Source organism: Streptomyces hydrogenans, assembly GCF_014656075.1.
Lineage (GTDB): Bacteria > Actinomycetota > Actinomycetes > Streptomycetales > Streptomycetaceae > Streptomyces > Streptomyces hydrogenans.
This window is the reverse complement of record NZ_BNBS01000042.1, coordinates 1-25,446: the sequence shown is the minus strand read 5'-3', so window position 1 is coordinate 25,446 and position 25,446 is coordinate 1. Positions and strand designations below refer to the sequence as shown.

Here is a 25,446-nt window from a genome sequence, read left to right as displayed (position 1 = left end):
GAATACCGACACCCGCCCCTCGCATACACGTACGATCTCCGTCATGCGCATCCAGTCCACGCCCTACGACCACCCCGAAGCCGTGAAACTGCAGGACGCGGTGCAGGCGGAGTACGTGGTCCGCTACGACGGCGAGGGCGACGTCACACCGCTCGACCCGTCGATGTTCGTCCCGCCGCACGGCCTGTACCTCCTCGCCTACGACGCCGAGGACCGGGCGGTCGCCAGCGGCGCCTGGCGCCGCCAGGACGAGAACGACGAGGGGTACGCCGACGGCGACGCCGAGCTGAAGCGGATGTACGTCATACCCGAGGCACGCGGCCTGGGCCTGGCCCGCCGCATCCTGGCCCTCCTGGAGGACGACGCCCGCGCCGCCGGCCGCACCCGCATGGTGCTGGAGACCGGCACGGCCCAGCCCGAGGCCATCGCCCTCTACACCTCCAGCGGCTACGAGCCGTGCGCCAAGTTCGGCCACTACCGCGACTACGACAACAGCCGCTGCTTCGCCAAGCCGCTGGCCTGAGCCGCCGGCTCCCCGTCCCGCCGCGGCGGCCGCGGGGTCTCCCCGGGGCGGACGGGCGCGCCGGCCGGCCGAGGCGCGGCCCGGCGCCCGCCGGGGGCGAGGGACGCGATCACGTAGAGGTTCACCGGGCGGTCATCCGCACCGGGAGGCTCTCCAGGCCGTTCACCACGATCGAGCGGACCGGGACCTCGGGGCCCGTCCGCTCGATCGCGCGGACCGAGCCGAGCAGCTCCTCGAAGAGGATCCGCATCTCGGTGCGGGTCATCATCGCGCCCAGGCAGAAGTGCTCGCCGGCGCCGAGGGCGAGGTGCCGGTTGGGGCGGCGCGTGAGGTCGAAGACGTCCGGGTCGGTGAAGTAGCGCTCGTCGCGGTTGGCCGACGGGGTCCACAGCACCACCCGGTCGCCCTCCGCCAGGAGCCGGCCGCCCAGCTCGACCGGCTCGGTGACCGTCCGCAGGATGTGGGTGGCGCTCGACGTCCAGCGCAGCACCTCCTCGACCGCCGCCGGCATCAGCCCGCGGTCGGCCCGCAGCCGCTCCCAGTCGCCGGGTCGGTCCAGGAAGGTGCTCATGCCGCCGGAGACGGCGAGCCGGACGTTCTCCGTGCCGCCGACCAGCAGGTTGTCGCAGTTGAGGAGGACGTCCTCCTCGGAGAGCAGCTCGCCGTCCACCTCGCCGTTGACCAGCGCGCTCACCAGGTCGTCCGCGGGCTCGTCCATCCGCCGGTACATCAGCTCGACGAAGTACCCCATGATCTCCTGGTGGGCGATGCTCCGGTCCTCCGGCCGCCCGGCGCCGAACGCCCTGCTGGTCAGCGCGAAGAGCATCTCCTGCTCGTGCGCGGGCACCCCCATCAGCCGGCAGATCACGTACAGCGGCAGCCGTGCGGCGACGTCCGTGACGAAGTCGCACTCCCCCAGCTCCACCGCCCGGGCCACCACGTCCCGCACCGCGCCCCGCATGGCGTCCTCCAGGGCGCGCACCGAGCGGGTGGTGAACCAGTCCGCGACCAGCGAGCGCAGCGCCTTGTGCCGGGGCGGGTCGGTGAGCGCCAGGGTCCGGCCGCCGCCCGGATCCTCGCCGTGGGCGCGGGGGCGCAGCAGGATGCCGCGGGCGGAGCTGAAGACGCGGGCGTCCTGGTAGACCGCGCGGACGTCGTCGTAGCGGGTCACCGACCAGAAGCCGGGGTACTCCGCGGCCTCGTGCCGGTGGACCGGGTCGTGGTCGCGCATCCAGCGCCAGATCGGGTACGGGTCGCCGGTGGCGTACAGCTCGGGGTCGACGAGGCGGGCCGTCGGGGGCGCCGTCAGGGGGGCCGTCGCCGGGGCCGTCAGGGGGGCCGCGGTCTCCGGGGCGAGGGTGGTCATGCGGGTCCTTGGGTGCGTCGGGGGTCCTGGCGGACCGGCAGCGTGTGCACGAGGTCGGCGAGGCGTTTGGCCAGCTCGCGGGCGGTGTGGTCGGGGACGGCGGTCGGGCGGTGGCTGACTGTCAGCAGCAGTCCGCCGTCCGGCAGCGGCCACAGCTCGGTGTGCGCCTCCAGCGGCAGGTCGAGGTAGGGAGGCCGCAGCAGGGTGGTGGTGAGGCCGTCGAGCGGCAGCGTCGGCGGGGTGTTGTCCTGGAGGACGAGCAGCGTCTGGAAGAGCGGCGGGCGGCCGGTGCGGGGCGGGTTCAGCGCCCGGACCAGCTCGTGGAAGGGCGCGTCCTGCGCGGCGAACGCCCGGCCGAGGATCCGGCCGGCCGCCGCGACGGAGGCCGGGCCGCCGTCGAGGACCTCGCCGCGCAGCCGCAGGCACGCCATGTCGATGTGGCAGCCGACGGCGGACTCCAGGGCCAGGTCGTGCCGCTGGGCCACCGGCACGCCGACCGCGAAGTCGTCCTGCCCGGTGACGGCGGCGAGCACCTGTCCGTAGAGGGCGAGCAGCACCGCGTACCGCGTGGTCCCCGACCGGCGGGCCGCCTCGTCCAGGCGCTCCGCCGCGTCGGCGGCGAGCGGGATCCCGGTCCGCCGGACCTCCGTCGCCGCCGGGTCCGGGCCGGTGAGCGGGGCGGGCCAGACGAGCGGTGGTACGCCGGGCTCGTCGGCGTCCCGCTCGGCGAGGACGCGGCCGGTGTCGGCCCCGGCGCGGCGGGCGGCCCGCAGCCGCGCGGCCGCGGCCGCGGTGGGGGCCGGGGGGAGGACCGGGCGGACGCCGGTCCGTGCGGTCGCGTAGGCGGTGGCGAGATCGGCCGCGAGGACCGACTCCGACCAGCCGTCGAAGGCGATGTGGTGGACGACGCAGGCGAACACCCACGCCGGTGCCGGTCCCCCGTCGTCGAGGGGGACCAGCGCGGTGCGCCAGGTCTCGCCCCCGGTGAGGGCGAGCGGCTCGCCGAGGGTCTCGCGCAGGACGCGGACGGCCTCCTCGGTGCCGGGTTCCGGGTCCAGGACCTCCAGGACGGGCGCCGGGTGGTCGCCGGGCACGGCGACCGGTTCGGGCGAGGGCAGATAGGCCGAGCGCAGCACCTCGTGGCGGGCGTGGACGGCCTCGACGGCGGCGTCGAGCGCGTCCAGGTCGAGGTCCCCGTCGATCCGGAAGAGGAGCAGGCAGTGCGCGGACCGGTCCTCCGGGGTGAGCAGGTGGTCCGTCAGGTAGCCGGTCTGCATCGGTGTGAGCGGTACGCGGCCGTCGTCCCGCACGGGATCCCGGCCGTCGTCCCCGGCGTCCGTCCCCTCCGGTTCCCGCCCGGCCAGCCATCCGGCCAGTCCGTGGGCGGTCGGGCGGGCGTAGAGCGCGGAGATCGGCACGGCCCGCCCCAGCGCGGCCGACAGCCGGGCGCAGACCCGGCCGGCGTCCAGCGAGCTGCCGCCGAGCTCGGCGAAGGGCACGTCGCGGGGGACGGGGTCGGCGCCGAGCACGGCCGTGAAGACCTCGGCGACGAGCGCGGTCAGGGGGGTGTCGGGGGCGGCCGGGGGCCCGTCGGGAGCCGGCGGTGCGGCCGGGGGCGGGGCCAGGGCCAGGGCCAGGGCCAGGAGGGCGCGTTCGTCGAGCTTGCCGTTGGCGGTCCTGGGCAGCTCGTCCACCGCCACCACCGCCTCCGGGAGGTGGTAGGGGACGAGCGCGCCGGCCAGGACCTCCGCGGCGCCGGTCAGCGGGTCGCCGGGGGTGGCGGGGACGCAGAAGGCCAGCAGGGCGCGGACGGTGCCGGCCCCGTCCCGGCGGGCGACCACCCGGCAGCCGCGCACGGCGGGCAGCAGCGCCTCGATCTGGCGCTCCACCTCGGCGGGTTCGACCCGGTGGCCGCGGATCTTCACCTGCCGGTCGGCCCGGCCCCGGTAGTGCAGGACGCCGTCCTCGTCGAGCAGGCCGAGGTCGCCGGTGCGGTAGACGCGGACGTCCTCGCCGTCGATGCGGAGCGTCGGGAACTTCTCGGCGGTGAGCTCCGGCTCCCCGAGGTAGCCGAGCGCGAGGCCGTCGCCGGAGACGCAGATCTCGCCGTCGACGAGGTGGACGCCGGTGCCGGGGACGGGCCGGCCGACGGGGATGCCGCCGGGCACGTCGCAGTCGGCCTCGGTGACGCGGTGGGTGGTGGCGAAGACGGTGGACTCCACCGGCCCGTAGCCGTTGATCAGCGCGATGCCGGGGTGGCGGCGCAGGAAGCGGCGGACGTGCGGTACGGAGAGGCGTTCGCCGCCGGTCATCACCCGGCGCAGTCCGGTGAAGGCGTCGGGGTCCTCGTCGACGGTCAGGTCGAAGAGCGCGGCGGTCAGCCAGACGGTGTCGGCGCCGGTCCGGTCGACCGCCTCCCGGAGCGCGGGTCCGGTGAGGTACGGCTCGTCGACGACGACGGAGGTGCCGCCGCTGAGGAGGGCCGTCCACAGTTCGAGCGAGAAGGCGTCCCAGGGGAGCGCGGCGGCCAGCGGGACCACCGTGCCGGTCCCGAAGGCGGCGAAGGTGCCGGGGCGGACCAGGCGGGCGGTGGCCCGGTGCGGGCTGAGGACGCCCTTGGGGCGGCCGGTGGTGCCCGAGGTGAAGAAGACGCAGGCGGGGTCGGCGCCGGTGACCTCGACGGCGGGCGGGGCCACCGGTCCGGCGGGCGGGTCCGCGGGCGGGGTCCACGCTTCCGCCGGGGCCGCCCGGTGCGCGCCGGCCGCGGTGGTGACGGCGAGGGAGGCGTCGAGCCGGCCGATCACCTCGGCGAGGCGCCGGTCGGGCCAGGCCGGGTCGAGGAGGGCGTAGGCGGCGCCGAGCCGGAGGACGGCGAGGATCGCGGTGATCAGGTCGGCGCCGCGCGGCAGCAGCACGGGCACCAGGTCGCCGGGGCGGACCCCGCGCGCGTGCAGGTCGGCGGCCCAGGCGCCGGCCGCGGCGTCCAGCTCCGCGTAGCTCAGCCGTCGTGCGCCGTGGACGACGGCGGTGGCACCGGGGCGCTCGGCGGCCCGGCGGGCGACCACCTCGTGCAGGACGTCGTCCCGGTCCTGGCGGGCGGTCACGCGGGCGCCCCGAGGACCTCGCGCAGCGCGCGGCCGAACCGCTCGATCTCCCCCACGGTGTTGTAGTGGTGGACGGAGGCGCGGACGGCGGTCTCCACGCCCCGCTCGGCCATGTAGAGGGGGGTGTGGTGGCCGACGATCCGCCAGACGTTGATCCGGTGGGCGGCGAGGCCGTCGCGGATCGCCTCGGCGGTGACCCGTTCGTGCCGGAAGGAGACGATGCCGGACTGGACGGAGCCGGGGGTGAGGGGTTCGACGCCGGGGATCGCGGAGACGGTGGCGCGCAGGGCCTCGAAGACCTCCGCGTGGTCGAAGGGGGTGCCCTCCTCGAAGAGGGTGAGGGCGGTGTCGAAGCCGGCGAAGGCGGCGGTGGAGCGCTCGGCGAGCTCCAGGGTGCGGGCGCTGGTGTCGTCGACGCGGTAGCCGGTGGCCGAGTCCACGCGGGCGACGTGCAGGTCGTGGAAGTCGGGGACGAGGGCGGCGCGCAGCTCGGGCGCCACGTAGGCGAAGGCGGTGCCGCGCGGCCCGCGGAGGAACTTGCGCCCGGCGCCGGTGAGGAGCTGGCAGCCGATCCGTTCGACGCTGACGGGGACCTGGCCGATGGACTGGCAGGCGTCGACGGCGTAGAAGCAGCGGTACGGGGCGAGGATGCGGCCGATCTCCTCGACCGGGTTGACGATGCCGCAGCCGGACGGGATGTGGGTGACGGAGACCAGGGCGACGTCGTCGGCGATGTTGCGGGCCATCCACTCCAGGTCGAGGTCGCCGCCGGGGAGGGTGGGCACGACCTCGATCCGGCAGCCGGTGCGGTCGCGGAGCCGGAAGAGGGAGATCAGGTTGCCCGCGTACTCGTACGGGGTGACCCAGACGCGGTCGGCGGGGCCGAGCGGCAGCCGGGGGACGACCGAGCACCAGGCGCGGGTGGCGCTGTCGAAGAGGGCGAGGTCGCCGGCGGGGGCGGCCAGGACGCGGGCGAGGCGCCGGTACACGCCGTCGTTGACGAGGGCGTCGTAGTGGATCTCGGTCTCGTAGCAGCCGGTGGCGGCCTCGCGGTCGAGGACCTCGGCCATGGTCCGGCGCACCTCGGCGGGGACGAGGCCGGCGCCGGCGGTGTTCAGGTGGACGAGCGGGCCGGTGGCCGTGGACGTCATCTCTCTCTTCTCTCCCTGCTCAGTAGTGGGCGCCGACGGCATGGCGGCCGTCGAGGTGGCGTTCGGCGATGTCGGCGAGGGCGGTGAGCACCATCGGGGGGTGCTCGGCGAGCCGGTGCAGCAGGTGGAGCCACCAGTTCTCGCCGTAGGTGGCGTAGATCCGGCAGGGGTGGCCGAGCGCGTGGTACTCGCGCAGCAGGGCGGGCCGGACGCCGTGGAGCATCTCGATCTCGTGGACGCGGTCCAGGAGGCCGCGCTCGCGGGCGGCGGCGAGGACGGCGGCGTCCTGGGTGGCCAGGCTCACCAGCGCGCCCCGGTCGGCGAGTTCGGCGGCGAGGGCGAGGTAGCGCTCGTCGAGGGCGGGGCCGCGGCCGAGGGCGGTGTCGGCGGGTGCGGCGAAGGCGCCCTTGACGAGGCGGATCCTGCGTCCGTCGAGCGGGATCGCGTCGAGGTCGGCCGGGGTGCGGTGGAGGTACGCCTGGAGGGTGACGCCGAGGTTGGGGTGGTCGGCGGCGAGTTCGCGATAGGTGTCGAGGACGGCGTCGACGGCCGGGGCGCGCTCCATGCTGAGGACGACGTCGGCGCCGCGGGCGGCGGCGGCCCGGGTGACGCGGGCGGTGTTGTCCCGGGCGAGTTCCCGCGAGACGGCGAGGCCGAGGTTGGACAGGTCGAAGCCGAGCTGTCCGGGCAGCGGTTCGGCGGCGAGGACGGCGAGGTACTCCTCGACGACCCGCTCGATGCCGGCCGGGTCGCTGTTCTCCTCGCCGACGAACTCGACGGCGATCCGGTACTCCTTGTCCCGCAGCGCCTTGAGGTGGACGAGGAACTCGTCGCGTCCGGCGGCCAGCACGTAGCGGCGGGCGGCGGGTGAGGCGAGGTCCTGGAGGAGGGAGCCGGGGGCGGTGAACGCCTCGCGGCAGCGGGGGTCGGCGGCGAGCATCCGCAGCCCGCGGGAGGCGGCCTCGTGGAGCGCGCGCCGGGAGGTGTCCCCGGTGGGGGTGGGGTGCTGGGTCATCGGGGGGTCTCGGCCTTCTCGTGGGTGCGGGCGGGCGCGGCGTCGGGCGTGGTGCCGGGGACGGCGGTGCCGTCCCGCCGGGCGAGCATCATGAGCTGGGCGAAGCTGGGGCCGGCGGCGGCCGGGTCGCCGCCGGACTGGCGCCAGGCGCGGTACTTGGCGGCGTAGCTGAGGACGGTCTCCTTGTCGCGGCGGGACCGGGGCCGGGTGAAGGCGCCGGCCCACAGGCCGTCCCAGGCGGCGTAGCCGGGGTCGGCGAGGAGCACCCGGTGGGCGCGGCCGAGGTTCCAGAAGGGGATGCCGGCGTTCATGTGGTGGACCAGGTGGTAGCGGTCGTTGTGGCGGCTGATCAGGAACCGCTCCAGGAGGACGCCGTGGCGGTTGCGGGTGAGCAGCACCTGCCGGTGCTCGGCCTCCGGCATCGGGTAGTGCTCGGAGAGTTCGGCGAGCCAGCCGATGGCGACGTTGGTGGTGAAGAGCGGCACGAACCAGAGGAGGAGCAGTTCGGGCAGGACGCCGGACCAGGCGCAGACGCCGAGGATCGCGGCCCACTGGGCGACGAAGACCTTCTGTTCGGTCCTGAGGGGGACCGGGACGGAGACGGTGATCTGGGAGCTGTCGCAGAAGACCCGCTCGCGGGCGATGTAGCCGAGGTAGGAGAGGGTGCGCAGGCCGAGGGCGGAGGCGACGACCTCCTTGAGGAAGAAGTGCCGGTCGGAGCGCTCGGTGTCGTAGAGGCCGCACTCGATGTGGAAGGCGTAGTCGGGGTCGTCGGCGGCGTCGCCGAGGTTGCGGTGGTGGTTGCCGACGTGGGACGAGCGGTAGGGCCCGTACAGGTGCCAGACGAGGTAGCCGGAGAGGACGGAGCCGCCGAGGAGGTTGAGGGTCTTGTTCCGGGCGAGGACCTTGTGGCTGGACTCGTGGAGGAAGTGGGCGAGGAAGCGCTGCACGGAGCCGATGACGAGGAGTGCGAGTGGGTAGAACCACCAGGAGACGGCGGTGCACAGGGCCACGCAGGCGGCGATCAGGGCGTACTCGAAGAGGATCGCGAGCGGGCCGTGGTGGTTGTCGAGGGTCCGCAGCGCGCGGAGTTCCTTGCGTACGCCGGGGGCGAGCCGGTCGAAGTCCAGCTGCTCGAAGGGGTCGGCCGGGGCGGTGGCGGTGGCCGGCGGGTTCTTGTCCAGCTGTTGGAGCATGGGTGTGGGTCTCTCTGTGCGTTCGGATGGCGTGTCAGGCGGGCGTGAAGCCCAGCGCGTCCGCGTACAGCCGCAGTTCGGCCCGGAGCGAGTCGGCGATGGTGGAGGAGCGGCGGAAGCCGTGCCCCTCCCCCGCGAAGGTGAGGTAGGTGTGCCGGGCGCGCGGGTCGGTGACGCGGCTCAGCAGCCGTTCGGCCTGGGCGGGCGGGCAGACGGTGTCGTCGAGGCCCTGGAGCAGGACGAAGGGGGTGCGGATGCGGTCGGCGGCGGCGAGCGGTGACTGGGCGGCGTAGCGGTCGGCGGCGGCCGGCCAGGGGCCGATGAGGCCGTCGAGGTAGCGGGATTCGAAGTCGTGGGTCTCGTCGCGCCAGCTCTCCGGGTCGAGGACCGGGTAGTAGACGGCGGCCGCGCGGTACAGGTCCGGGTCGGCGGCGAGGGCGGCGACGGCGGTCCAGCCGCCTGCGCTGCCGCCGCGGACGGCGATCCGGTCGGGGTCGGCGAGGCCGTCGGCGACGAGGCCGCGGACGACGGTGGCGCAGTCGGCGACGTCGGTGCGGCCCCAGGTGTGCCGGAGCCGTTCGCGGTAGGCGCGGCCGTAGCCGGTGGAGCCGCCGTACTGGACGTCGACGACGCCGATGCCGCGGCTGGTGAAGAAGGCGATCTCCTGGTTGAGGACCAGGTGGCCGCGGCTGGTGGGGCCGCCGTGGACGTGGACCAGCCAGGGCGGCCGTTCGCCCTCGGGGCCGGTGTGGTCGGGGTGGTGGGGCGGGTGGACGTAGGCGTGGACGGGTTCGCCCGCGGCGCCGCGGTAGGTCCGGCGGTGCGGGGTGGCGGCGTAGCGGTCGGTGTCCTGTCCGGCGGGGGCGCGGACGGTCTCGACGGTGCCGGTGGCGGGGTCGGCGAGGACGACGGCGCGGCGTCGGCCGGGCGAGGAGGAGACGGCGGCGACGCGGCGCCCGTCGGTGGCGGGGAAGTGCCATTCGGTGGCGTCGTCGGCGAAGTCGGTGAGCGTGCCGTCGGCGGCGAGGACGCCGAGGGCGCGGCGGCCGACGCCGTGGATCACGGCGAGGGTGCCGTCGAGGAGCGGCAGGCACCAGCGCAGGCCGATCCGCCACAGGGCCTCGCCGAACTCCTCCTCGCGCGGGCACAGGTTGCGGGGGACGCCGTCGCGGCCGACGGCGTGGACGTTCCACCAGCCGTCGGGGTCGCTGACGGCGTAGAGGGTGCCGGAGCCGTCGGTGGCCCAGTCGGCCTGGGTGACGGACTCGTGGCCGCCGCCCATGAGCGGGACGGCGCGGCCGGGGCGGCCGTCGGGGCCGATGTCGGCGACCATCAGGTGGGTGGTGTCCCAGGGCATGTCGGGGTGGTCCCAGCCGAGCCAGGCGACCCGGTCGCCGCCGGGTGCGATACGCGGCCCGGTCATGAAGTGGTGGCTCGCGGCGAGTTCCCGCACCCGGGCGGGGTCGGCGGCGGCGGAGCCGTCGAGCGGCAGCGCCACCAGGTGGCGGCGCGCGGTGCGGGCGGTGGGGTCGCCGACGGTCTCGCGCAGGCACCACACCTCGTCGCCGCGGACCGCGAAGTCGGCGTGGCGGAGCTGGCCGGGCCAGTCGCCGGGCGGGGTGAGCGGGGTGGGTTCGGCGTCGCCGGGGCGCCAGCGGTAGGCGCGCTGGTCGGGGCCGTGGGTGAAGACGACGCCGTCCTCGGCGCGGTCGCCGAGCGGGAGCCAGGGCCGGCCGCCGTACTCGATGACCCGGGTCCGTACGTCCCAGCCGGGCGGGAGCAGTTCGCCGATGGTGCCGTCGGCGCTGCGGCGCATCAGTCCGCCGCGGCCGCCGTCCTCGGGCAGCACCTCGGTCCAGCAGACGTCGCCGCCGAGGAAGCCGGTCCATTCGAGGAGGGCGTCGCCGCGGGCGGCGTCCTCGGGGCCGATCGGCGAGGGCCAGGTGCCGTACGGCAGCGGGGTGGGGTCCGGGGTGTTCACGCGGCGCCTCCGGCGGGCCGGTCGCCGTAGTGGATGCGGGGGATGCCGGGCGCGGAGCTGTCCAGGGTGTAGCCGGGGACGGCCGGGTCGTCGCTGACCCAGAAGTGCCCGTCGAGGTCGGACCAGTCGCTCAGGCCGGCGAGCTGGGCGGCGTACGCGATGGCGCGCGGCGGCTCCAGGAAGCAGCCGAGCATGCGGGTGGCGCCCCGCTCGGTGGCGGAGGTGAGGGCGGCGAGGGCGGGCAGGATGCCGCCGAAGCGCATCGGCTTCACGTTGAGCCCGCCGGCGGTGCGGATCGCGGTCTCGGCGTCGGCCGGGGTGGCGACGCCCTCGTCGAGGAGGACGGCGGTGCGGGGCAGGGCGGCGCGGACGGCGGGCAGCAGCGCGGGGTCGTGGACCGGGTCCTCCAGGACGGCCGGGGCGAGTGCGGCGAGCAGCGGGCGCAGCCGCTCCCAGTCGGCGGCGGACCAGCCGCGGTTGGCGTCGAGGATGAGGGGGGCGTCGACGCCGAGGAGGCCGCGCAGGACCCGTTCGTCGTCGGGGCCGCCCAGCTTGATCTTCAGCGGCCGGCCGTCGAGCGGGACGGGCTCGCCGATGGGCACGGTGTGCAGGAGGCGGACGGGGCCGGGCTCGGGCAGGCCGAGCAGTCGCCAGACGGGCAGGCCGGCCGTGCGGGCGGCGCGGTCGAGGAAGGCCATCTCGGTGAGCATCCGGGCCGGGGCGCTGACCCCGTCGGCGGCGGCCTTCTCCAGGGCGAGGCGGACCGGGGCGACCGGGTCGGGTCCGGCGGCGGGGCAGTCGGGGGCCATCCGGAGGGCGAGGGCCCGCGCCTCGTCGGCGATGGCGGGGCCGTCCTGGCCGTAGCCCCGGTCGGCGGCGATCTCGCCCTCGCCGAGGATCCGGTCGCCGTCGAGGAGCCGCAGCCGCAGGATGTCGACCGTCTCGATGGTCATGTGGGAGATCTGGAAGGAGGTGGTGAGCGGCCGGGTCTCGATCGTGACGCTCACCTCGGGGGCGGGCGGATCGGTGGGCTCGACGGTGATGCGGACGGAGTCCACGAGGCGGCGGGCGAGGTCGCGGGCCTCGGCGGGGGTGTCGGCGCCGACGACGACGGCGCCGACCCGGTCGGCTCCGCTGCGGTGGGGGGCGACCGTGTCGCCGGGTCCGACGTGGAGTTCGGCGTGGAGCACGGCCGGGTGGTCGCGCACCTCCTCCCAGCCGGTGACGGCGGTGACGCGGCCGGGCGGCGGGGCGAAGTAGCGGGTGGCGGCGGCGCGTTCGGCGGCGGGCAGGGTGACGGGGCGGCCGAGGGCGTCGTCGTACACGGTGCCGTACAGCTCCAGGCCGGGCAGGGCGTGGGGCAGCATCCGGTGGATCCAGCCGCCGCCGACGCGGGCGTGCACCTCGCCGAGGACGAGGCCGTCGGCGGTGCGCCAGAGCTCCACGTGGAAGAGGCCGAAGGACAGGTCGAGCGCGGTGAGGGCCGCGACGACGGCCTCCTCGATCGCGGTGCGGTCGGCGGCGGGCAGCTCGGCCGGGAGGGTGTGCCCGATCTCGACGAAGTACGGCGGGTCCAGCTTCTCCTTGGCGGTGACGGCGAGGACGCGGGGCCGGCCGCCGGTGAAGACGCCCTCGACGCTGTACTCGTCGCCCTCGACGAACTCCTCGACGAGGAAGGGGGCTTCGGGGTCGGGCAGGGCGGCCAGGGCGGCGGCGAGCTCCTCGGGGGCGGTGACCTTGCGGACGCCGGCGCTGTCCGCGCCGTCGCGCGGCTTGACCACCCAGGGGCCGGTGGTGGCGGCGAGCGCGGCGCGGGCCTCGGCCTCGGCGGCGCCGAGCCGGACGGCGGGCTGCCGGAAGCCGGCGGCGGCGAGCGCGGCGCGGCAGGCGTCCTTGGTGCGGATCCGGCGCACGGCCGCGGGCGGGTTGCCGGGCAGCCCGAGGGCCTCGGCGGTCGCGGCGACGACCTCCTGCGCCATCTCCCGGACGCCGAAGGCGAGGACGGGCGCGGGGGCGGGCAGGGCGGCGGCCCAGGCGGCGGTGGCGGCGGGGTCGGTGAAGTCGACGGCGTGGGCGGAGCCGGCGGCGGCGGTCACCTCGGGGGTGGCGGCCAGCGTGGCGGCCTGGTTGGTGACGGCGGTGGCCAGGCCGCGGGCCCGGGCCTGCTCCAGCGCCTGGACGGCGACGTCCACGCTGAGCGTCATCGCGCCGCCGCCGCCGATCAGGAGCAGCGCGGGAGGGGTGGGGGCGGCGGCGTTCACGCGGCGACCTCCGAGGCGTCGGTGGCGGCGGGGGCCGCGGCGGCGCCGGCGGTGGCCGTCTCCTCGGCGCGGAGCCGGTAGACGCGGTCCTTGAGTTCCTGGACGCGGGCGTAGTCGCGGGCGAGGGTCTCGGCGGAGTCGTGGACGAGGTGGACGGCGGCGGTGGCCGTGTAGAGGTCGACGGTCGGGCGGATCCGCTTCCCGGGCGCCACCTTGGGCACGAAGGTGTGGACCGACTCCAGCGCCCGGATCTCGGCGACGACCTCCTCGTCCAGCTCCTCGACGACGCCGTCGAGGGTGGTGGAGGTGAGCACCATGCTCGCCTCGGCGAGCTTGCGGTAGGTGCGGCCCGCGTGGCGGGCGCGGAACTCCTCGGGCCGGGCGTGGGCGAGCGCGGTGAGGTCGGCCTGGTTGCCGCCGAGGCAGCGGTCGTGGAAGTCGGGGACGACACCGCCGCTGAGGCGGGCGCCGATCTCGACGAGGACGGGGCCCTCGGGGGTGACGATGACCTCGGCGTGGGTGGGGCCGTAGGCGAGGCCGAGGGCGTCGTGGACCTCGTGCAGGTAGGCGATGATCGCGGGCGCGGGACCGGCGTCGGGCGGGAGGACGGAGTCCCGGTCGTAGATGCGGTGGGTGCCGACCAGCCGCTTGTGGTACTGCCAGACGCAGCAGGCGTAGCGCTCGCCGTCGTACGAGACGAAGTCCGCCATGTACTCCTCGCCGCGGAGGAAGGACTGGACGAGGACCTCGTCGTTGCGCTCGCCGAAGATGTTGACGGTGCCGAGGACGGCCTCGGCGGCCTCGCGGACCTCGCGGGCGTCGGAGCAGATGGCCACGCCCTCGGTGGCGGCGGACGACAGCGGCTTGACGACGACGGGGTAGTCGGCGCGGCGCTCGGCCCAGGCGACCAGCTCGTCGGCGCTGCCGCTCTTGTACTGGTCGGCGCAGCGCACTCCTGCCCGGCGCAGGGCCTCGATCATCTCGTACTTGTCGCGGCGGGCGGCCGACAGGGCGGTGCCGTTGCCGGGCAGGCCGAGGCGTTCGGCGAGTTCGTCGGCGAGCGGCACGCCGGGCTCCTGTCCGGCGACCACGCAGATCGGCGCGTGGGCGGCGAGGCGCTCGGCGGTCTCGGCGGGGGTGCCGTACGGGAGCGCCGCCCGGTAGCGGGAGAGCTCGGGCAGGCGCATCGAGGTCATCAGCTCGGGCGTGCTCTGGACGTGCACCACGTCGACACCCAGCTTGGCAAAGGCAATAGGCAAGTGATTGCCCGTCGTGTAGGCGTCCACCAGCACCGCAACAGGGCGCAGTTCAGCACCGCTCATGTTCTCCACCTTGGTCTCGGGGAACGTATTTCAGCCAACACGGTGAGGCCCGCTCCGAGGGAATTGGCAAGAGATTGCCATGAGGGTTGCCACGATGGCAATATCGACCTGGAACATTCGTGGCTCGGACACCCACCCGGCCGGCCGCGAACCGCGACGGAGCCGGGCGCGACGCAGCGCAGAGGGGACGGACCATGACCACCGACGCTCGGACCGCCGACGCACCGGCCGGACCACCCGGACGACCGGACCCGCCCGGACCCCCCGGGCCGCCCGGACTGCGGCGGCGCACCGCGCTGCTCTTCGCGACCGCGGGCGCCCTGACGGTCGCGAACATCTACTTCCCGCAGCCGCTCCTGGACGCCATCGCGGCCGGACTCGGGGTCTCCGACACCGCCGCCGGCCTGGTCGCCACCGCCGCCCAGGCGGGGTACGCGCTCGGCATCGCCCTCGTCGTCCCCCTCGCCGACACCGCGCGGCTGCGCCGGCTCACCACCGTGCTCCTGGTGCTCACCACCGCCGGGCTGCTCGTCGCCGCGACCGCCCCCGGCCTGGTCACGCTGACCCTGGCCACCGCGGCGCTCTCCACGACCACCGTGCTGCCCCAGGTCCTGATGCCCACCGCCGCCTCCATGGCGGGGCCGGAGCGCGGCGGCCGGGCCGTCGGGCTCATCGGGATCGGGCTCACGCTCGGCTCGACGCTCTCGCGCACGCTCTCCGGCGCGGTCGCCGGGCTCAGCGGCGACTGGCGCACCGCCTACCTCGTGGCGGCGGCGCTCACCGGACTGCTCGCCCTCGTCGTGCCCCGGGCGCTGCCCGAACGGGCGCCGGGCGGCGGCGCGCGGCTGCCGTACGGACGGCTGATCGCCTCACTGCCGGGCCTGGTCCGCGCCCACCCCGAGCTGCGGCTCTCCGCCTTCCTGGGCGCGACCGTCTTCGGCGCCTTCAGCGCCTTCTGGGCCACGCTCGCCTTCCACCTGGCGGGCCCGCCGTTCTCCCTCGGCGCGGCCGGCGCCGGGCTCTTCGGCCTGCTCAGCCTGCCCGCCGCGCTGCTGTCCTACCCGGCGGGCCGGCTCAGCGACCGGCGCGGGCCCCGGTACGTCAACGCGCTGGCGCTCGGCTGCTCCGCGGTGGCCTTCGCGGGCATGGGCCTGTTCGGCCGCGACTCGCTGGTGGTCCTGGCGCTGGGCACCAACCTGCTCGTGTACGGCGGCGCCTGCTCCCAGGTGGCCAACCAGGTGCGCATCTTCCGGCTGCCCGGGGAGATCAGGGCGCGGCTCAACACCCTCTTCATGCTGGCGAGTTTCTGCGGCGGCGCCCTCGGCTCGCTCGGCGGCACCGCGCTCCACGGCCGCTACGGCTGGCCGGGCCTGGTCCTGGGCTGCCTCGCCCTCCTCGCCCTGGCGGCCGCCGGCCTCCTCCGCGCCCACCGGCTCGACTGACCCCGCGGCCGGGCGGCGCGGGTCCGTGCGGTGCACGGACCCGCGCCGCCCGGCCCGTCGTCAGGCGCGGTCGCGCGTGCCGCTCAGCGTCTCCGCGAGCAGGCGCCAGATGTCGGCGGCCAGGTCGATGTTGGCGGACGCCTGGGCCTCCTCGGCCAGGGCGCGCATGCGGTCGAGCCCGGCCTGCTCCTCGCCCTCGACGATGAGCAGCCGGCCGTCCAGGATGTCGAGCCGGACCCGGTTGCGGTACGTCATCTGCGGGGCCGCCCCGCGCACCCGGTCGAGCAGGGCCCGCGCGTCGGCGAACCGGCCGCTCTGAAAGGCGAGTTCGGCCCGCAGCGAGGTCACGTCCTGCTCCAGGGCGGGGATGCCGAGGAAGGCGAGGCCGCTCTCCGCCTGCTCCAGGTACCGCTCGGCGGTGTCCAGTTCGGGCGGCGACTTCTGCGTGTGGAGGCGGGCGGCGGCGACCCGCAGCCGCGTCCACAGGTCGAGGTTGCCCGTGCTGGGGAAGCCGGCCAGGGCCTGGTCGAGGAGGGTCTGGGCGGACTCCGGGTCGCCCTGGCGGACGCGTACCGCCGCCCCGGTCCACAGGGCCTCCGCCCACAGCGTGTCCCGCCGGTCGGCGGTCAGCGCGGTGAGCTCGTCGGCGTGGGTGCGGGCGTCGGCGAGCCGGCCCGCCTCGGACTCCACGGAGACCAGGGCGAGCAGGCTGGCGGCGACGTCGGGCACGGCGAGGGCGTGCTCGCGGGCCAGCGCGTGGGCGGCGGCGGCCAGCTCGTCGACCCGGCCGACCTCGCCGCGGGCGCGCAGGCAGCGGGCCAGCTGGGCGAGGCCGCGGACGCGCAGGGCGGGCTGGCCGAGCCGCTCGCCGAGCGCGACCAGCTCCTCCAGGAGGTCGCGCTCGCGCTCCTGGCGGTTGTGGCGGCGGTGCCAGCGGGCCACCAGCCAGAGGGCCTGCCAGCGCAGCGGCGGGTCCTGGTCGGTGCCGGCGTCGGCGGTCAGGGCGCGCTCCAGCGCCTCCAGGGTCTCGTCGGACTCCAGGGAGGCGGCGATGGCGAGCGCCTGGCTCAGCGAGTCGCCGACGGCCTCCTCGTCGAAGACCGAGACGTCGGCGCCGAGCTGTGCGGCGAGATGGTCCACGGCTCGGGGGGTGGGCTTGCGGGCCCCGGACTCCAGCCGGGAGAGGTAGCCGGTGGACATGCCGTCCCCGGCGAGCGCGGCCTGCGACAGACCTCGTTCGGTGCGCAGCTGCTTGAGCCGGCGCCCGAAGAAAGGCTGCTCCAGCACGTGATCAACCCCATGGTGTCGAAGCGGGCGGGTGAGAGTCGTGGGGGGTCCCGGCTCGCCTCTTCGTGGGAGCGCACCTCGCCGTGGCCCCCGCCGAGGGTAGCCCGCGCACGGTGTCCGGGCAAATCTTTGCCCAAATGCTGAACAGGCAGGGAAGACCCTTCCGGGCGACTGCTTCCCGCCGACTTGCCAATCTATTGGCAACCTCTTGCCAAGCGTCGGGCAGCTGCACTAGCTTCCACGGCAACGCGGTGGCCGACCCGGCCCCGCCGCCGGCGGTGCCCCTTCCGGGGCCCGCTCACGGCCTGCTGTTCCCAAGGGAGTTACCCCATGCGCTCGATCCTGCGCGCCACCCGCCTCCGTGCCCGGGCCGGCGCCCTCGCCGTCATCGCCCTGCTCGCCGTCGCCGCCGGCCACCAGGACGACCCCGGCCGGCCCGCCCCCGCCGCCGGCACCGTCGTCGCCGGCGACATCGGCTGGCCCTCGCCCGCCCCCGCGGGCCCGGTCCTCGCCTCGGCCCGCGCCGCTCAGGACGACATCGGCTGGCCGGCGCCCCCGAAGGCCTGACCTCCCCCGGCCCCCGCACCCCTCGTAGACACCGCACCGCACAGAGAGTGAGGGAACCGATGGCTCTCCCAGCGCCGCCGCCCCGTCCGACCGCCGTCATCGTCGACGGGTACTCCTCCGGCACCTTCCTGCCGCCGGCCTTCGCCCGCCTCGGCGTGGACGTGGTCCACGTCCACAGCAGCGCCGAGCCGATGGCGAGCATGCTCCAGCCGGACCCCGCCGCCTACCGCGAGACGCACCGCTGCCCGGCGGAGGACCCGGCCGCCGTCGAACGGACCGTCGCCGCCCTCGCCGCGCTCGGCCCGGTCGCCGTCCTGGCCGGACAGGAGCCGGGCGTCCCGCTCGCCGACGCACTCTCCGAGCGGCTCGGGCTGGCCACGAACGGCACCGCCCTCTCGGCGGCCCGCCGCGACAAGTACGAGATGATCGAGGCCCTGCGCCGCGCCGGGGTGCGCTGCGCCGAGCAGTACAAGAGCGACGATCCGCAGGCCCTCGCCGACTGGGCCGAGCGCAACGGCGGTTACCCCGTCGTCGTCAAGCCGCTCTCGTCCGCCTCGACCGACCACGTCTACCGCTGCCACGACGCCGCCGAGGTCCTCGCCGCCGCCCGCGCGGTGCTCGGCTCGACCGACATCTTCGACCGTCCCAACGGCGAGGCGCTCGTCCAGTCCTTCCTCGACGGCACCGAGTACATCGTGGACACCGTCAGCGTCGCCGGCGAGCGGTACGTGTGCGGGGTGTGGGAGTACGAGAAGACCGTCCTGCCCGGCGGGCGCAACGTCTACGACCTCGACGTGCTCCTCGACCCCGACGCGGAGCCCGTCCCCCGCCTCATCGCCTACGTGGACCGCGTCCTCGAAGCCCTCGGCATCGTCCACGGCCCCGCCCACGCCGAGGTCATCCTGACCCCCGAGGGTCCGGCGCTCGTGGAGATCGGCGCCCGCCTCAACGGCAACATGAACCCGGACTTCCACGACCGGTGCCTCGGCGCCAACCAGGCCGACCTCACCGCCCTGGCCTACGCCCGCCCCCAGGAGTTCCTCGACCGGTACGCCGGCCGGGTCTACCGCCCGCTGGCCGCCGCCGCCGTGCACAGCACCCGCACCGAGGCCGACGGCGTCGTCGAGTCCGTCGACACCGCCGTCGTCGACCGGATCGCCGCCCTGCCCAGCGTCCACCTGGTCGGCGTCAAGCTCGGCCCCGGCAAGCGCATCCGCCCCACCGCCGACCTGCTCACCAGCCCGCTGCGGATCTTCCTGACCGCCCCCGGCATGGACGCCGTCCGCGCCGACCGGGCCGCGATCCAGGACCTCAAGGACGCCGTCTACCGGGTCCGCGAACCCGCGAGCGTGCTGCTGCTCGGCCCCGACAAGTACGTCCTCCAGGCCTGTCTGCGGCACGGCGTCGACGCCGTCCTGGTCTGGGGCGCCGCCGGCCGCGACCACGGCCTCGCCGAGGTCCCCGACGGAGTCCGGGTCCTGCTCGTCGACGACCACAAGAGCCCCGAGGCCGTGCTCGCCGCCCTCCACCGGGCCGGGCTCGGCGAACACCGCTTCGACGCCGTGCACACCTCCGACGAGTGGGCCCTGGTCACCGCGGGCGTCCTCGCCGCCCACCTCGGCTGCCGGGCCCTCGACCCGGCCACCGCCGTCCACTTCCGCGACAAGTCCCTCCAGAAGCGGAAGGTCGCCGCGGCCGGCGTCCCCGCCGCCCGGGTCACCGTCGTCGAGGACGTCCACGACGTCTCCGGCGTCCCGTGGACCTTCGACCGGGCGGTGCTCAAGCCGGCCGCCGGCGCCGCCACCGCCCGGACCTCCGTCGTCTCCTCGGCGCAGGAGCTGGAAGCGCTCAGCCGCCGCTTCCGCTCCCAGCACACCGCCCAGCGCACCTTCGTCCTGGAGGAGTTCGTCGGCGGCGACGAGTGGATCGCCGACGGCTTCGTCCACGACGGCGAACTGCTCTTCCTGGCCGTCGGCCGCTACGGCGACCCCTGCCTCACCACCATCGACCGCAACGAACCGCTCTGGCTGCGCCACTTCGACCCGAAGGACGAGTCCTTCGCCTACGAGCGCGCCGAACCGGTGGTCCGCCGCTGCCTGGAGGCCCTCGGGCTGCGCGACGGCGTCTTCCACATGGAGCTCTTCCACGACCCGGAGACCGGCCGCCTCACCTTCAGCGAGTGCGCCGCCCGCCGCGGCGGAGCCCTCGTCCACGAGCAGGTGCAGGCGAAGTTCGGCGTCCACCTGGGCGAGGCGGCGCTGCTGCTCGCCCTCGGCCGCGCCCCGCGCGCCGACGTGGAGCTCCGCCCCGGACTCGTCGGCACCAGCTACCTCAAGGGCCGGGCCGGCATCCACTTCTCCTGCCCGTCCCCCGCCGAGCTGCGGGCCCTGCCGGGCGTCGAGTTCGCCCGGATCGAGTTCCCCGCGGGCGCCTCCTTCCTGGAGGACATCGACAACACCAACCACCGGATGGGCCAGATCCTCGTCTCGGCCGCCACCGAGGACGAGCTGCGGACCCGCCTCGCCGAGGTGCGCGCCTGGTTCGACGAGCGGCTCGTGGTGGCCCCGGTGGACGTCACCGGACGCGAACTGCGCGCCTGGGGGCGGACCCTGCGGCCCGACGCCGACTTCTCGGACCCGCTGTGGCCGTGAACGCGCCGCCGCGCGCGGCGACGGAGAAGCCCGGACGACGGGGCCCGCTCGACCGGCTCCTCCCGCAGCCGGGCCCCCAGCGGACCCTGGCGGCCGCGAGCTTCGTGAACGCCTTCGGCAGCGGCATGTTCATGTCGTCCAGCGCCCTGTACTTCACCCGGGTCGTCCACCTCCCCATGCACCAGGTGGCCCTCGGCCTGCTCGTCGGCGCGATGGTCGGGCTCGTCGCCGGGATCTACGGCGGGCGGATCGCCGACCGGTGGGGCGCCCGGGAGACCCAGATCGCCGTGATGCTCGCGGGCGCCGCCTCCATGGGCTGCTTCCTGCTCGTCGACGCCTTCTGGTCCTTCCTCCTCGTCTCCACGCTGACCGGCGTCGTCTTCGCCGCCGACAAGTCCAGCAAGGCCCCCCTCATCCGGGGCTTCGGCGGCGACGACCCGGCCGGCTTCCGCGCCTATCTGCGGGCCGGCACCAACCTCGGCATCTCGCTGGGGGCGCTCGCCGCCGGCGTCGCCATCCAGCTCGACACCGCCCCCGCCTACCTGGCGCTCGTCGCCGGCCGCGCCCTCTCCTTCGCCGGCGGCGCGCTCGCCCTGCTGCGGCTCCCCCGGCTCGCGCCCCTCCCCGCACCGCCCCTCAGCGGCCGCTGGGACGCGCTGAAGGACCGGCCCTACCTCGCGGCCACCCTGCTCAACTGCCTGATGTCGCTGCACTTCGCGGTGCCGACGTTCCTGCTGCCGCTGTGGATCGTGGAGCACACCCAGGCACCGCGCTGGATGGTCTCCGGGGTCCTGGTCCTCAACACCGTCCTGGTCATCACCCTCCAGGTCGCGGTCAGCCGGAACGTCGCCGACACCCGGGCCGCTGGCGTACGGATGCGCTGGGCGGGCCTCGGCATCGCCGCCGGACTGGTCCTGATGGCCGCCGCCGGCACCGTCCCCGCCTGGGCCTCCGTCGCCCTCCTGGTGGCCGCCACCGCCGTCTACACGCTCGGCGAGCTGTGGCACGCGGCCGCCGCCATGGAGTACTCCTTCGGCCTCGCCCCGGCCCACGCGCAGGGCCAGTACTCCGGCGTCTTCGGCCTCGGCGGGGGTCTCGCCGAAGCGCTCGCCCCGTCCGTCCTCGGCGTCCTCGCGCTGGGTCTCGGCACCCCCGGCTGGCTGCTGCTCGGCGCGCTCTTCCTCGCCGTCGGCCTCGCCGCCCGCCCGCTCGTCGAGCGGGCCTCCCGGACCACCGCCGCCCCGGCCCCGGAGGTCGCCACGGCCCCGGCCACCGCCTCATCCGACCACTGAACTCCCCTTTCCCGACACCCTTTACGGAGCACACCCATGGCCACCCCCACCCTCACCACCCTCGACCGCGACCTCGTCGAGATCGTCGAGTCCGTCCAGTTCGACCACGCCGAGATCGTCCGCGCCTGGGAGCAGTACATCGAGCGGGTGCCGGACGCCCCCTCCGGCCGCCCCGAGGACAAGCTGCGCCGCCTCGGCCTCACCCACCGGGCGGGCGCCGAGGACGTCTGGCGCGACGCCGGCAACGGCCAGTTCGACCAGGCCACCGGCGAGAAGAACTTCGAGGAGCGCGAGTTCGCCTTCTTCAACGAGGCGCTCAAGGACACCTACTTCGCGGAGATCCACCGCCTGCTGCCGTTCCGCGCCGGCCGGATGCGCCTCGTCACCCTCCACCCGGGCGAGATCTACCACATGCACACCGACCACTCCCGGGTCGCGCACATCGCCCTCACCACCAACGAGGACAGCCGGCTGCTCTTCCGCAGCGGCCACACCTACCACGTGCCGACCGACGGCCGGATCCACATCCTCAACACCCTCCGGCACCACTCCGCCTACAACGCCGGCGGCACCGACCGCGTCCACCTCACGATGACGCTGGCCGACTGACCCCCACCCCGCGCGCCCCCGCCGCCACCGAAGGAGCACCGATGTCATCGCCGTCCCCCGCCCGCCCGGCCCGGCGCCCCGACGGGGGCACCCACGCCGAGCGCCCCGCCCGCCGCACCGGCCCGGGGGCGCCGACCTCCGCGCCCGGCGAGCCGCCGCTCGACGCCGGGGAGCGGAACCGGCTGCTCGGCCTCGGCCGGGGCGCCGCACTGCCCACCGGACCGCTCCCGCCGGCCCACCGCACCGTCGCCGTCCTCGCCGCCGTCGAGCCCGGCCGCCCCGCCGTGGTCTGCGGCGACGACGCCGTGGACCGGGGCGGCCTCCAGGCGTGGGCGGGCCGGATCGCGGCCCGGCTCGCCGCCGCCGGGGACCACCCCGGCGACCTGGTGGGCGTGCTCGCCGACCGGTCGACCGCGATGGTGGCCGCCGTGCTCGGCGCCCTGCGGGCCGGCGCCGCGTACGTCCCCGTCGACCCCTCCCATCCCGACGAGCGGATCGCCGCGCTCCTCGCCGACGCCGGCGTCACCGCCACCCTCGTCACCGGCCGACACGGCGACCGCCCGGTCCCCGTCCCCGTCGCCGCCGACGCCCCCGGCCTGCGCGAGCCCACCGGCCCGGACGCCCCCGCGGACGACGAGCCCGCGGCCGACGGGTCCGCCGACGACGAGGCGTACCTGATCTACACCTCCGGCAGCACCGGCGCCCCCAAGGGCGTCGTCGTCGGCCACGCCCAGCTCGCCGCCTCGACCGCGGCCCGCCGCGCGGTCTACCCCGGGGAGCCCGTCTTCCTGCTGCTCTCCCCGCTCGCCTTCGACTCCTCGGTGGCCGGCCTGTGGGGCACCCTCACGGCGGGCGGCCGGCTCGTCGTCGCGGGCCCCGACGCGTACCGCGACCCGGAGGCGCTCGTCGCCCTCGTCGAGCGGCACTCCGTCAGCCACCTGCTGTGCGTGCCCTCGCTGTACGACGCGCTGCTCGCCGCGGCCGAGCGCACCGGCCCGGCCCGCCTGGCCTCCCTCACCACCGTCGTGACCGCGGGCGAGACCCTGCCGGAGGCGCTGCTGCGCCGCCACACCGCCGTCCTCGGCCCGTCCGCCGTCCTCGTCAACGAGTACGGCCCGACCGAGTGCACCGTCTGGGCCAGCTACCGCCGCTGCCGTCCCGGCGGCCCCGTGGACATCGGCGGCCCGGTGCCCGGCGCCCTGCTCTACGTCCTGGACGCCGCGGGCCGCCTCGTCCCGCCGGGCGTCACCGGCGAGCTGCACATCGGCGGCGCGGGCGTCGCCCACGGCTACGCGGGCCGCCCCGAGGCCACCGCGCGCGTCTTCGTGCCGGACCCCTTCGCGGGCGGCACCGCGCGGATGTACCGCACCGGGGACCTGGTCCGCTGGAGCGCGGAGGGCACCCTGGAGTTCCTGGGCCGCCGCGACAACCAGGTGAAGATCCGGGGCCACCGCGTCGAACTCGGCGCCGTCGAGACCGCCCTGCGCGGCTGCCCCGGCGTCCGCGAGGCCGTGGTGGTGCCGGACCCGGACGGCGACCGGCTCGCCGGCTTCGTCGTCACCGACGACCCGTCCGGCCTCCCGGCCCTCCGCGCCCGCCTCGCGGCGACGCTGCCGGAGGCCGCCGTCCCCGCCGTGCTGCGGGCGATGGACGCCTTCCCCGTCACGGTGAACGGCAAGGCCGACCGCGCCGCCCTCACCGCCCTGCTCACCTCCGCCGCCCCGGCGCCCGCGAGCTCCTCGCCCGCCCCGGCGGACCCGTCCGCCGCCGGCCCGGCCCCCGCGTCCGAGGCCGACACGCTCGCCCGGGTCGCCGACGCCTGGGCGGAGGTGCTGGCCGTCGAGACCGTCCCGGCCGACGTCAACTTCTTCGACCTCGGCGGCCACTCGCTCCTCGTCATCCGGCTCCAGGACGCCCTGGAGAGCCGCACCGGCGTCCGGCTCTCCGTGGTGGACCTCTTCCGGGGCTCCACCGTCCGGGCCCAGAGCGAACTGATCCGCGCGGGCGCCACCGCCGGACCCGCCACCGGCTCCGGCCCGGACCTGCGGGCCGAGCGGGCCGGCCGCGAGCGCGCCGGCCGCGCCCGCCGCCAGCGCGTGCAGGGAGGCGCCCGATGACCACCCCCCACCCGGCCGAGGACCAGGAGCCGTACGGCTCCGAGGGCCGCGACCGCTCGCTCGACGTCGCCGTCACCGGCATGGCCGGCCGCTTCCCCGGCGCCCCCGACATCGCCACCTGGTGGCGGGCGCTGCTGCGCGGCGAGGTCCTCACCACCCGGCTGGACCGGGAGGCCCTGCTCGCGGCGGGCGAGAACCCCGCCGTCGTGGACTCCCCCGACTACGTCCCGGTCCGCGGCCTGCTCGCGGACGCCGACCGCTTCGACCACGAGCTGTTCGGCATCAGCCCGCGCGAGGCCGCGCTGATGGACCCCCAGCAGCGGCTGATGCTGGAGACCGCCTGGCGGGCCCTGGAGGACGCCGGCTGCGACCCGACCCGCGAGGAGCGGGTGACGGGCGTCTACGCCTCCGCGAGCAGCAGCGCCTACCTCCGGGCCATGCTCACCTCGCACACCCTGGACGCGGCTGGCGTCGAGGAGGCCCTGCGCGCCAACGAGCCCGACTACATGGCGACCCGGATCGCCTACCGGCTCGGCCTGACCGGTCCCGCGCTCACCGTGCTGACCGCCTGCTCCTCCTCGCTCGTCGCCGTCCACCTGGCGGTGCAGGCGCTCCTCAACGGCGAGTGCGAGCAGGCCGTGGTGGTGGCCGCGGCCGTCGACTTCCCGCAGCTCGGCCACGTCCACCTGCCCGGCGGCATCCTGTCCGCCGCCGGCGCCTGCCGTCCCTTCGACGCCGAGGCCGACGGCACCCTGGCCGGGTCCGGCGTCGCCGCCGTCGTGCTGCGCCGCCACGAGGACGCCGTCGACGCGGGCTGCTCCCCCCACGGCGTGCTCATCGGCTCCGCGGTCAACAACGACGGCCGGGCCAAGGCCGGTTACCAGGCGCCTTCGGCCACCGGCCAGGAGGCCGTCATCCGGGCCGCGCTCACCGCGGCCGGCGTCGGCGCCGACACCCTCGGCTATCTGGAGGCGCACGCCACCGGCACCCGCGTCGGCGACCCGATCGAGTGGTCGGCCGCCTCGTCGGTGCTGCGCGAACTCGGCGCCGCCCCGGGCCGGATCGCCGTCGGCGCCGTGAAGGCGAACATCGGGCACCTCGACGCCGCCTCCGGCCTGGTCTCGCTCATCAAGACCCTGCTGGTGGTCCGGGACGGCAAGGTCCCGCCCGTGACCGGCTTCCGGTCCCTCAACCCGCTCCTGGAGACCGCCGGTTCGCCGCTGCGCGTGCGGCCCGACGGCTTCGACTGGGACGGGGACGGGTCCCCGCGCCGGGCCGGCGTCAGCTCCTTCGGCATCGGCGGCACCAACGCCCACGTCGTCGTCGAGCAGGCCCCCGCCCCGGCCGGTCCCGCCCCCGAGGACGCGCCCGACGGCCCCGAGCACCTGCTGGTGGTCTCGGCGGCCACCCCGGACGCGCTGCGCGCCTCGGCCGCGCGGCTCGCCGACTGGCTGCCGGACCATCCGGCCGTGCCGCTCGCCGACACCGCCCGCACCCTCGCCGCCGGCCGCGCCCCGCTCCCGTACCGCACCGCCGTCGCCGGCCGGCCCCGCGCCGAGCTG

Annotated in this window: 17 protein-coding genes; 8 read left to right on the top strand and 9 right to left on the bottom strand. The window is 76.0% G+C overall.

Annotated features, from left to right (window positions below; translation table 11 throughout):
- Positions 1-43 precede the first annotated feature (43 nt).
- Positions 44-523: a GNAT family N-acetyltransferase gene (locus IE321_RS19250; RefSeq protein ID WP_043226672.1), complete on the top strand. Its 480-nt coding sequence runs from the start codon at positions 44-46 to the stop codon at positions 521-523.
- A 121-nt stretch (positions 524-644) separates the two neighbouring features.
- Here IE321_RS19250 and IE321_RS19245 read toward each other — a convergent pair whose 3' ends face one another.
- Genes IE321_RS19245 through IE321_RS19210 form a run of 8 tightly spaced genes read right to left on the bottom strand, consistent with a single transcriptional unit; the run spans position 645 to position 13,919 of the window.
- Entirely contained in the window at positions 645-1,889 is a 1,245-nt protein-coding gene (locus IE321_RS19245) for a cytochrome P450 (protein WP_190223840.1), read from the bottom strand.
- Positions 1,886-4,993 (bottom strand): AMP-binding protein, encoded by a 3,108-nt coding sequence (locus IE321_RS42850; RefSeq protein ID WP_190223839.1) that lies wholly within the window; start codon positions 4,991-4,993, stop codon positions 1,886-1,888. Before IE321_RS42850 ends, IE321_RS19245 begins: the two co-directional genes overlap by 4 nt.
- Positions 4,990-6,144 carry an aminotransferase class V-fold PLP-dependent enzyme gene (locus IE321_RS19235; RefSeq protein WP_190223838.1) on the bottom strand — a complete coding sequence of 385 codons (1,155 nt, stop codon included), beginning with the start codon at positions 6,142-6,144 and terminating at the stop codon, positions 4,990-4,992. The genes IE321_RS42850 and IE321_RS19235 overlap by 4 nt, the downstream gene beginning before the upstream one ends.
- A gap of 19 nt (positions 6,145-6,163) precedes the next feature.
- Positions 6,164-7,159, bottom strand: coding sequence for a proline dehydrogenase family protein (locus IE321_RS19230; protein WP_190223837.1), 996 nt, complete (start codon positions 7,157-7,159; stop codon positions 6,164-6,166).
- Positions 7,156-8,355, bottom strand: coding sequence for a fatty acid desaturase family protein (locus IE321_RS19225; RefSeq protein ID WP_190223836.1), 1,200 nt, complete (start codon positions 8,353-8,355; stop codon positions 7,156-7,158). Before IE321_RS19225 ends, IE321_RS19230 begins: the two co-directional genes overlap by 4 nt.
- Before the next feature lie 34 nt (positions 8,356-8,389).
- Positions 8,390-10,336, bottom strand: a complete 1,947-nt coding sequence (locus IE321_RS19220) for an alpha/beta hydrolase family protein (RefSeq protein ID WP_226652093.1) — start codon at positions 10,334-10,336, stop codon at positions 8,390-8,392.
- Positions 10,333-12,597, bottom strand: coding sequence for an ATP-grasp domain-containing protein (locus IE321_RS19215; protein ID WP_190223835.1), 2,265 nt, complete (start codon positions 12,595-12,597; stop codon positions 10,333-10,335). The genes IE321_RS19220 and IE321_RS19215 overlap by 4 nt, the downstream gene beginning before the upstream one ends.
- Positions 12,594-13,919 carry an ATP-grasp domain-containing protein gene (locus IE321_RS19210; RefSeq protein WP_190223834.1) on the bottom strand — a complete coding sequence of 442 codons (1,326 nt, stop codon included), beginning with the start codon at positions 13,917-13,919 and terminating at the stop codon, positions 12,594-12,596. Before IE321_RS19210 ends, IE321_RS19215 begins: the two co-directional genes overlap by 4 nt.
- 194 nt (positions 13,920-14,113) lie before the next feature.
- Between IE321_RS19210 and IE321_RS19205 the strand changes: the two genes are divergently transcribed.
- Positions 14,114-15,361, top strand: coding sequence for an MFS transporter (locus IE321_RS19205; protein WP_226652094.1), 1,248 nt, complete (start codon positions 14,114-14,116; stop codon positions 15,359-15,361).
- 60 nt (positions 15,362-15,421) lie between these two features.
- Here the strand turns inward: IE321_RS19205 and IE321_RS19200 are convergent, their stop codons facing one another.
- Complete coding sequence (locus IE321_RS19200) at positions 15,422-16,648, bottom strand: helix-turn-helix domain-containing protein (RefSeq protein WP_190223833.1); 1,227 nt, start codon at positions 16,646-16,648, stop codon at positions 15,422-15,424.
- A 330-nt stretch (positions 16,649-16,978) separates the two neighbouring features.
- Here IE321_RS19200 and IE321_RS19195 point away from each other — a divergent pair, with 330 nt between their 5' ends.
- From IE321_RS19195 to IE321_RS19170, 6 genes are all read left to right on the top strand, one after another.
- Complete coding sequence (locus IE321_RS19195) at positions 16,979-17,215, top strand: hypothetical protein (RefSeq protein ID WP_190223832.1); 237 nt, start codon at positions 16,979-16,981, stop codon at positions 17,213-17,215.
- Positions 17,216-17,274: 59 nt separating this feature from the next.
- On the top strand, positions 17,275-19,866 hold the full coding sequence (locus tag IE321_RS19190) for an ATP-grasp domain-containing protein (protein ID WP_190223831.1): 2,592 nt from the start codon (positions 17,275-17,277) through the stop codon (positions 19,864-19,866).
- Complete coding sequence (locus IE321_RS19185) at positions 19,863-21,158, top strand: MFS transporter (RefSeq protein ID WP_063766064.1); 1,296 nt, start codon at positions 19,863-19,865, stop codon at positions 21,156-21,158. The genes IE321_RS19190 and IE321_RS19185 overlap by 4 nt, the downstream gene beginning before the upstream one ends.
- 36 nt (positions 21,159-21,194) lie before the next feature.
- On the top strand, positions 21,195-21,767 hold the full coding sequence (locus tag IE321_RS19180; RefSeq protein ID WP_043226676.1) for an aspartyl/asparaginyl beta-hydroxylase domain-containing protein: 573 nt from the start codon (positions 21,195-21,197) through the stop codon (positions 21,765-21,767).
- A gap of 41 nt (positions 21,768-21,808) precedes the next feature.
- Positions 21,809-23,884: a non-ribosomal peptide synthetase gene (locus IE321_RS19175; protein WP_190223830.1), complete on the top strand. Its 2,076-nt coding sequence runs from the start codon at positions 21,809-21,811 to the stop codon at positions 23,882-23,884.
- Positions 23,881-25,446: beta-ketoacyl synthase N-terminal-like domain-containing protein (locus IE321_RS19170; RefSeq protein ID WP_229916452.1), on the top strand; the 1,566-nt coding region annotated here is incomplete at its 3' end. The genes IE321_RS19175 and IE321_RS19170, both read left to right, overlap by 4 nt.

Bases quoted from the DNA above. Each gene is read 5' to 3' on its own strand.
- IE321_RS19250 (WP_043226672.1), top strand. From the start codon at position 44: ATGCGCATCCAGTCCACGCCCTACGACCACCCCGAAGCCGTGAAACTG.
- IE321_RS19245 (WP_190223840.1), bottom strand. From the start codon at position 1,889: ATGACCACCCTCGCCCCGGAGACCGCGGCCCCCCTGACGGCCCCGGCG.
- IE321_RS19235 (WP_190223838.1), bottom strand. From the start codon at position 6,144: ATGACGTCCACGGCCACCGGCCCGCTCGTCCACCTGAACACCGCCGGC.
- IE321_RS19230 (WP_190223837.1), bottom strand. From the start codon at position 7,159: ATGACCCAGCACCCCACCCCCACCGGGGACACCTCCCGGCGCGCGCTC.
- IE321_RS19225 (WP_190223836.1), bottom strand. From the start codon at position 8,355: ATGCTCCAACAGCTGGACAAGAACCCGCCGGCCACCGCCACCGCCCCG.
- IE321_RS19210 (WP_190223834.1), bottom strand. From the start codon at position 13,919: ATGAGCGGTGCTGAACTGCGCCCTGTTGCGGTGCTGGTGGACGCCTAC.
- IE321_RS19205 (WP_226652094.1), top strand. From the start codon at position 14,114: ATGACCACCGACGCTCGGACCGCCGACGCACCGGCCGGACCACCCGGA.
- IE321_RS19195 (WP_190223832.1), top strand. From the start codon at position 16,979: ATGCGCTCGATCCTGCGCGCCACCCGCCTCCGTGCCCGGGCCGGCGCC.
- IE321_RS19190 (WP_190223831.1), top strand. From the start codon at position 17,275: ATGGCTCTCCCAGCGCCGCCGCCCCGTCCGACCGCCGTCATCGTCGAC.
- IE321_RS19180 (WP_043226676.1), top strand. From the start codon at position 21,195: ATGGCCACCCCCACCCTCACCACCCTCGACCGCGACCTCGTCGAGATC.
- IE321_RS19175 (WP_190223830.1), top strand. From the start codon at position 21,809: ATGTCATCGCCGTCCCCCGCCCGCCCGGCCCGGCGCCCCGACGGGGGC.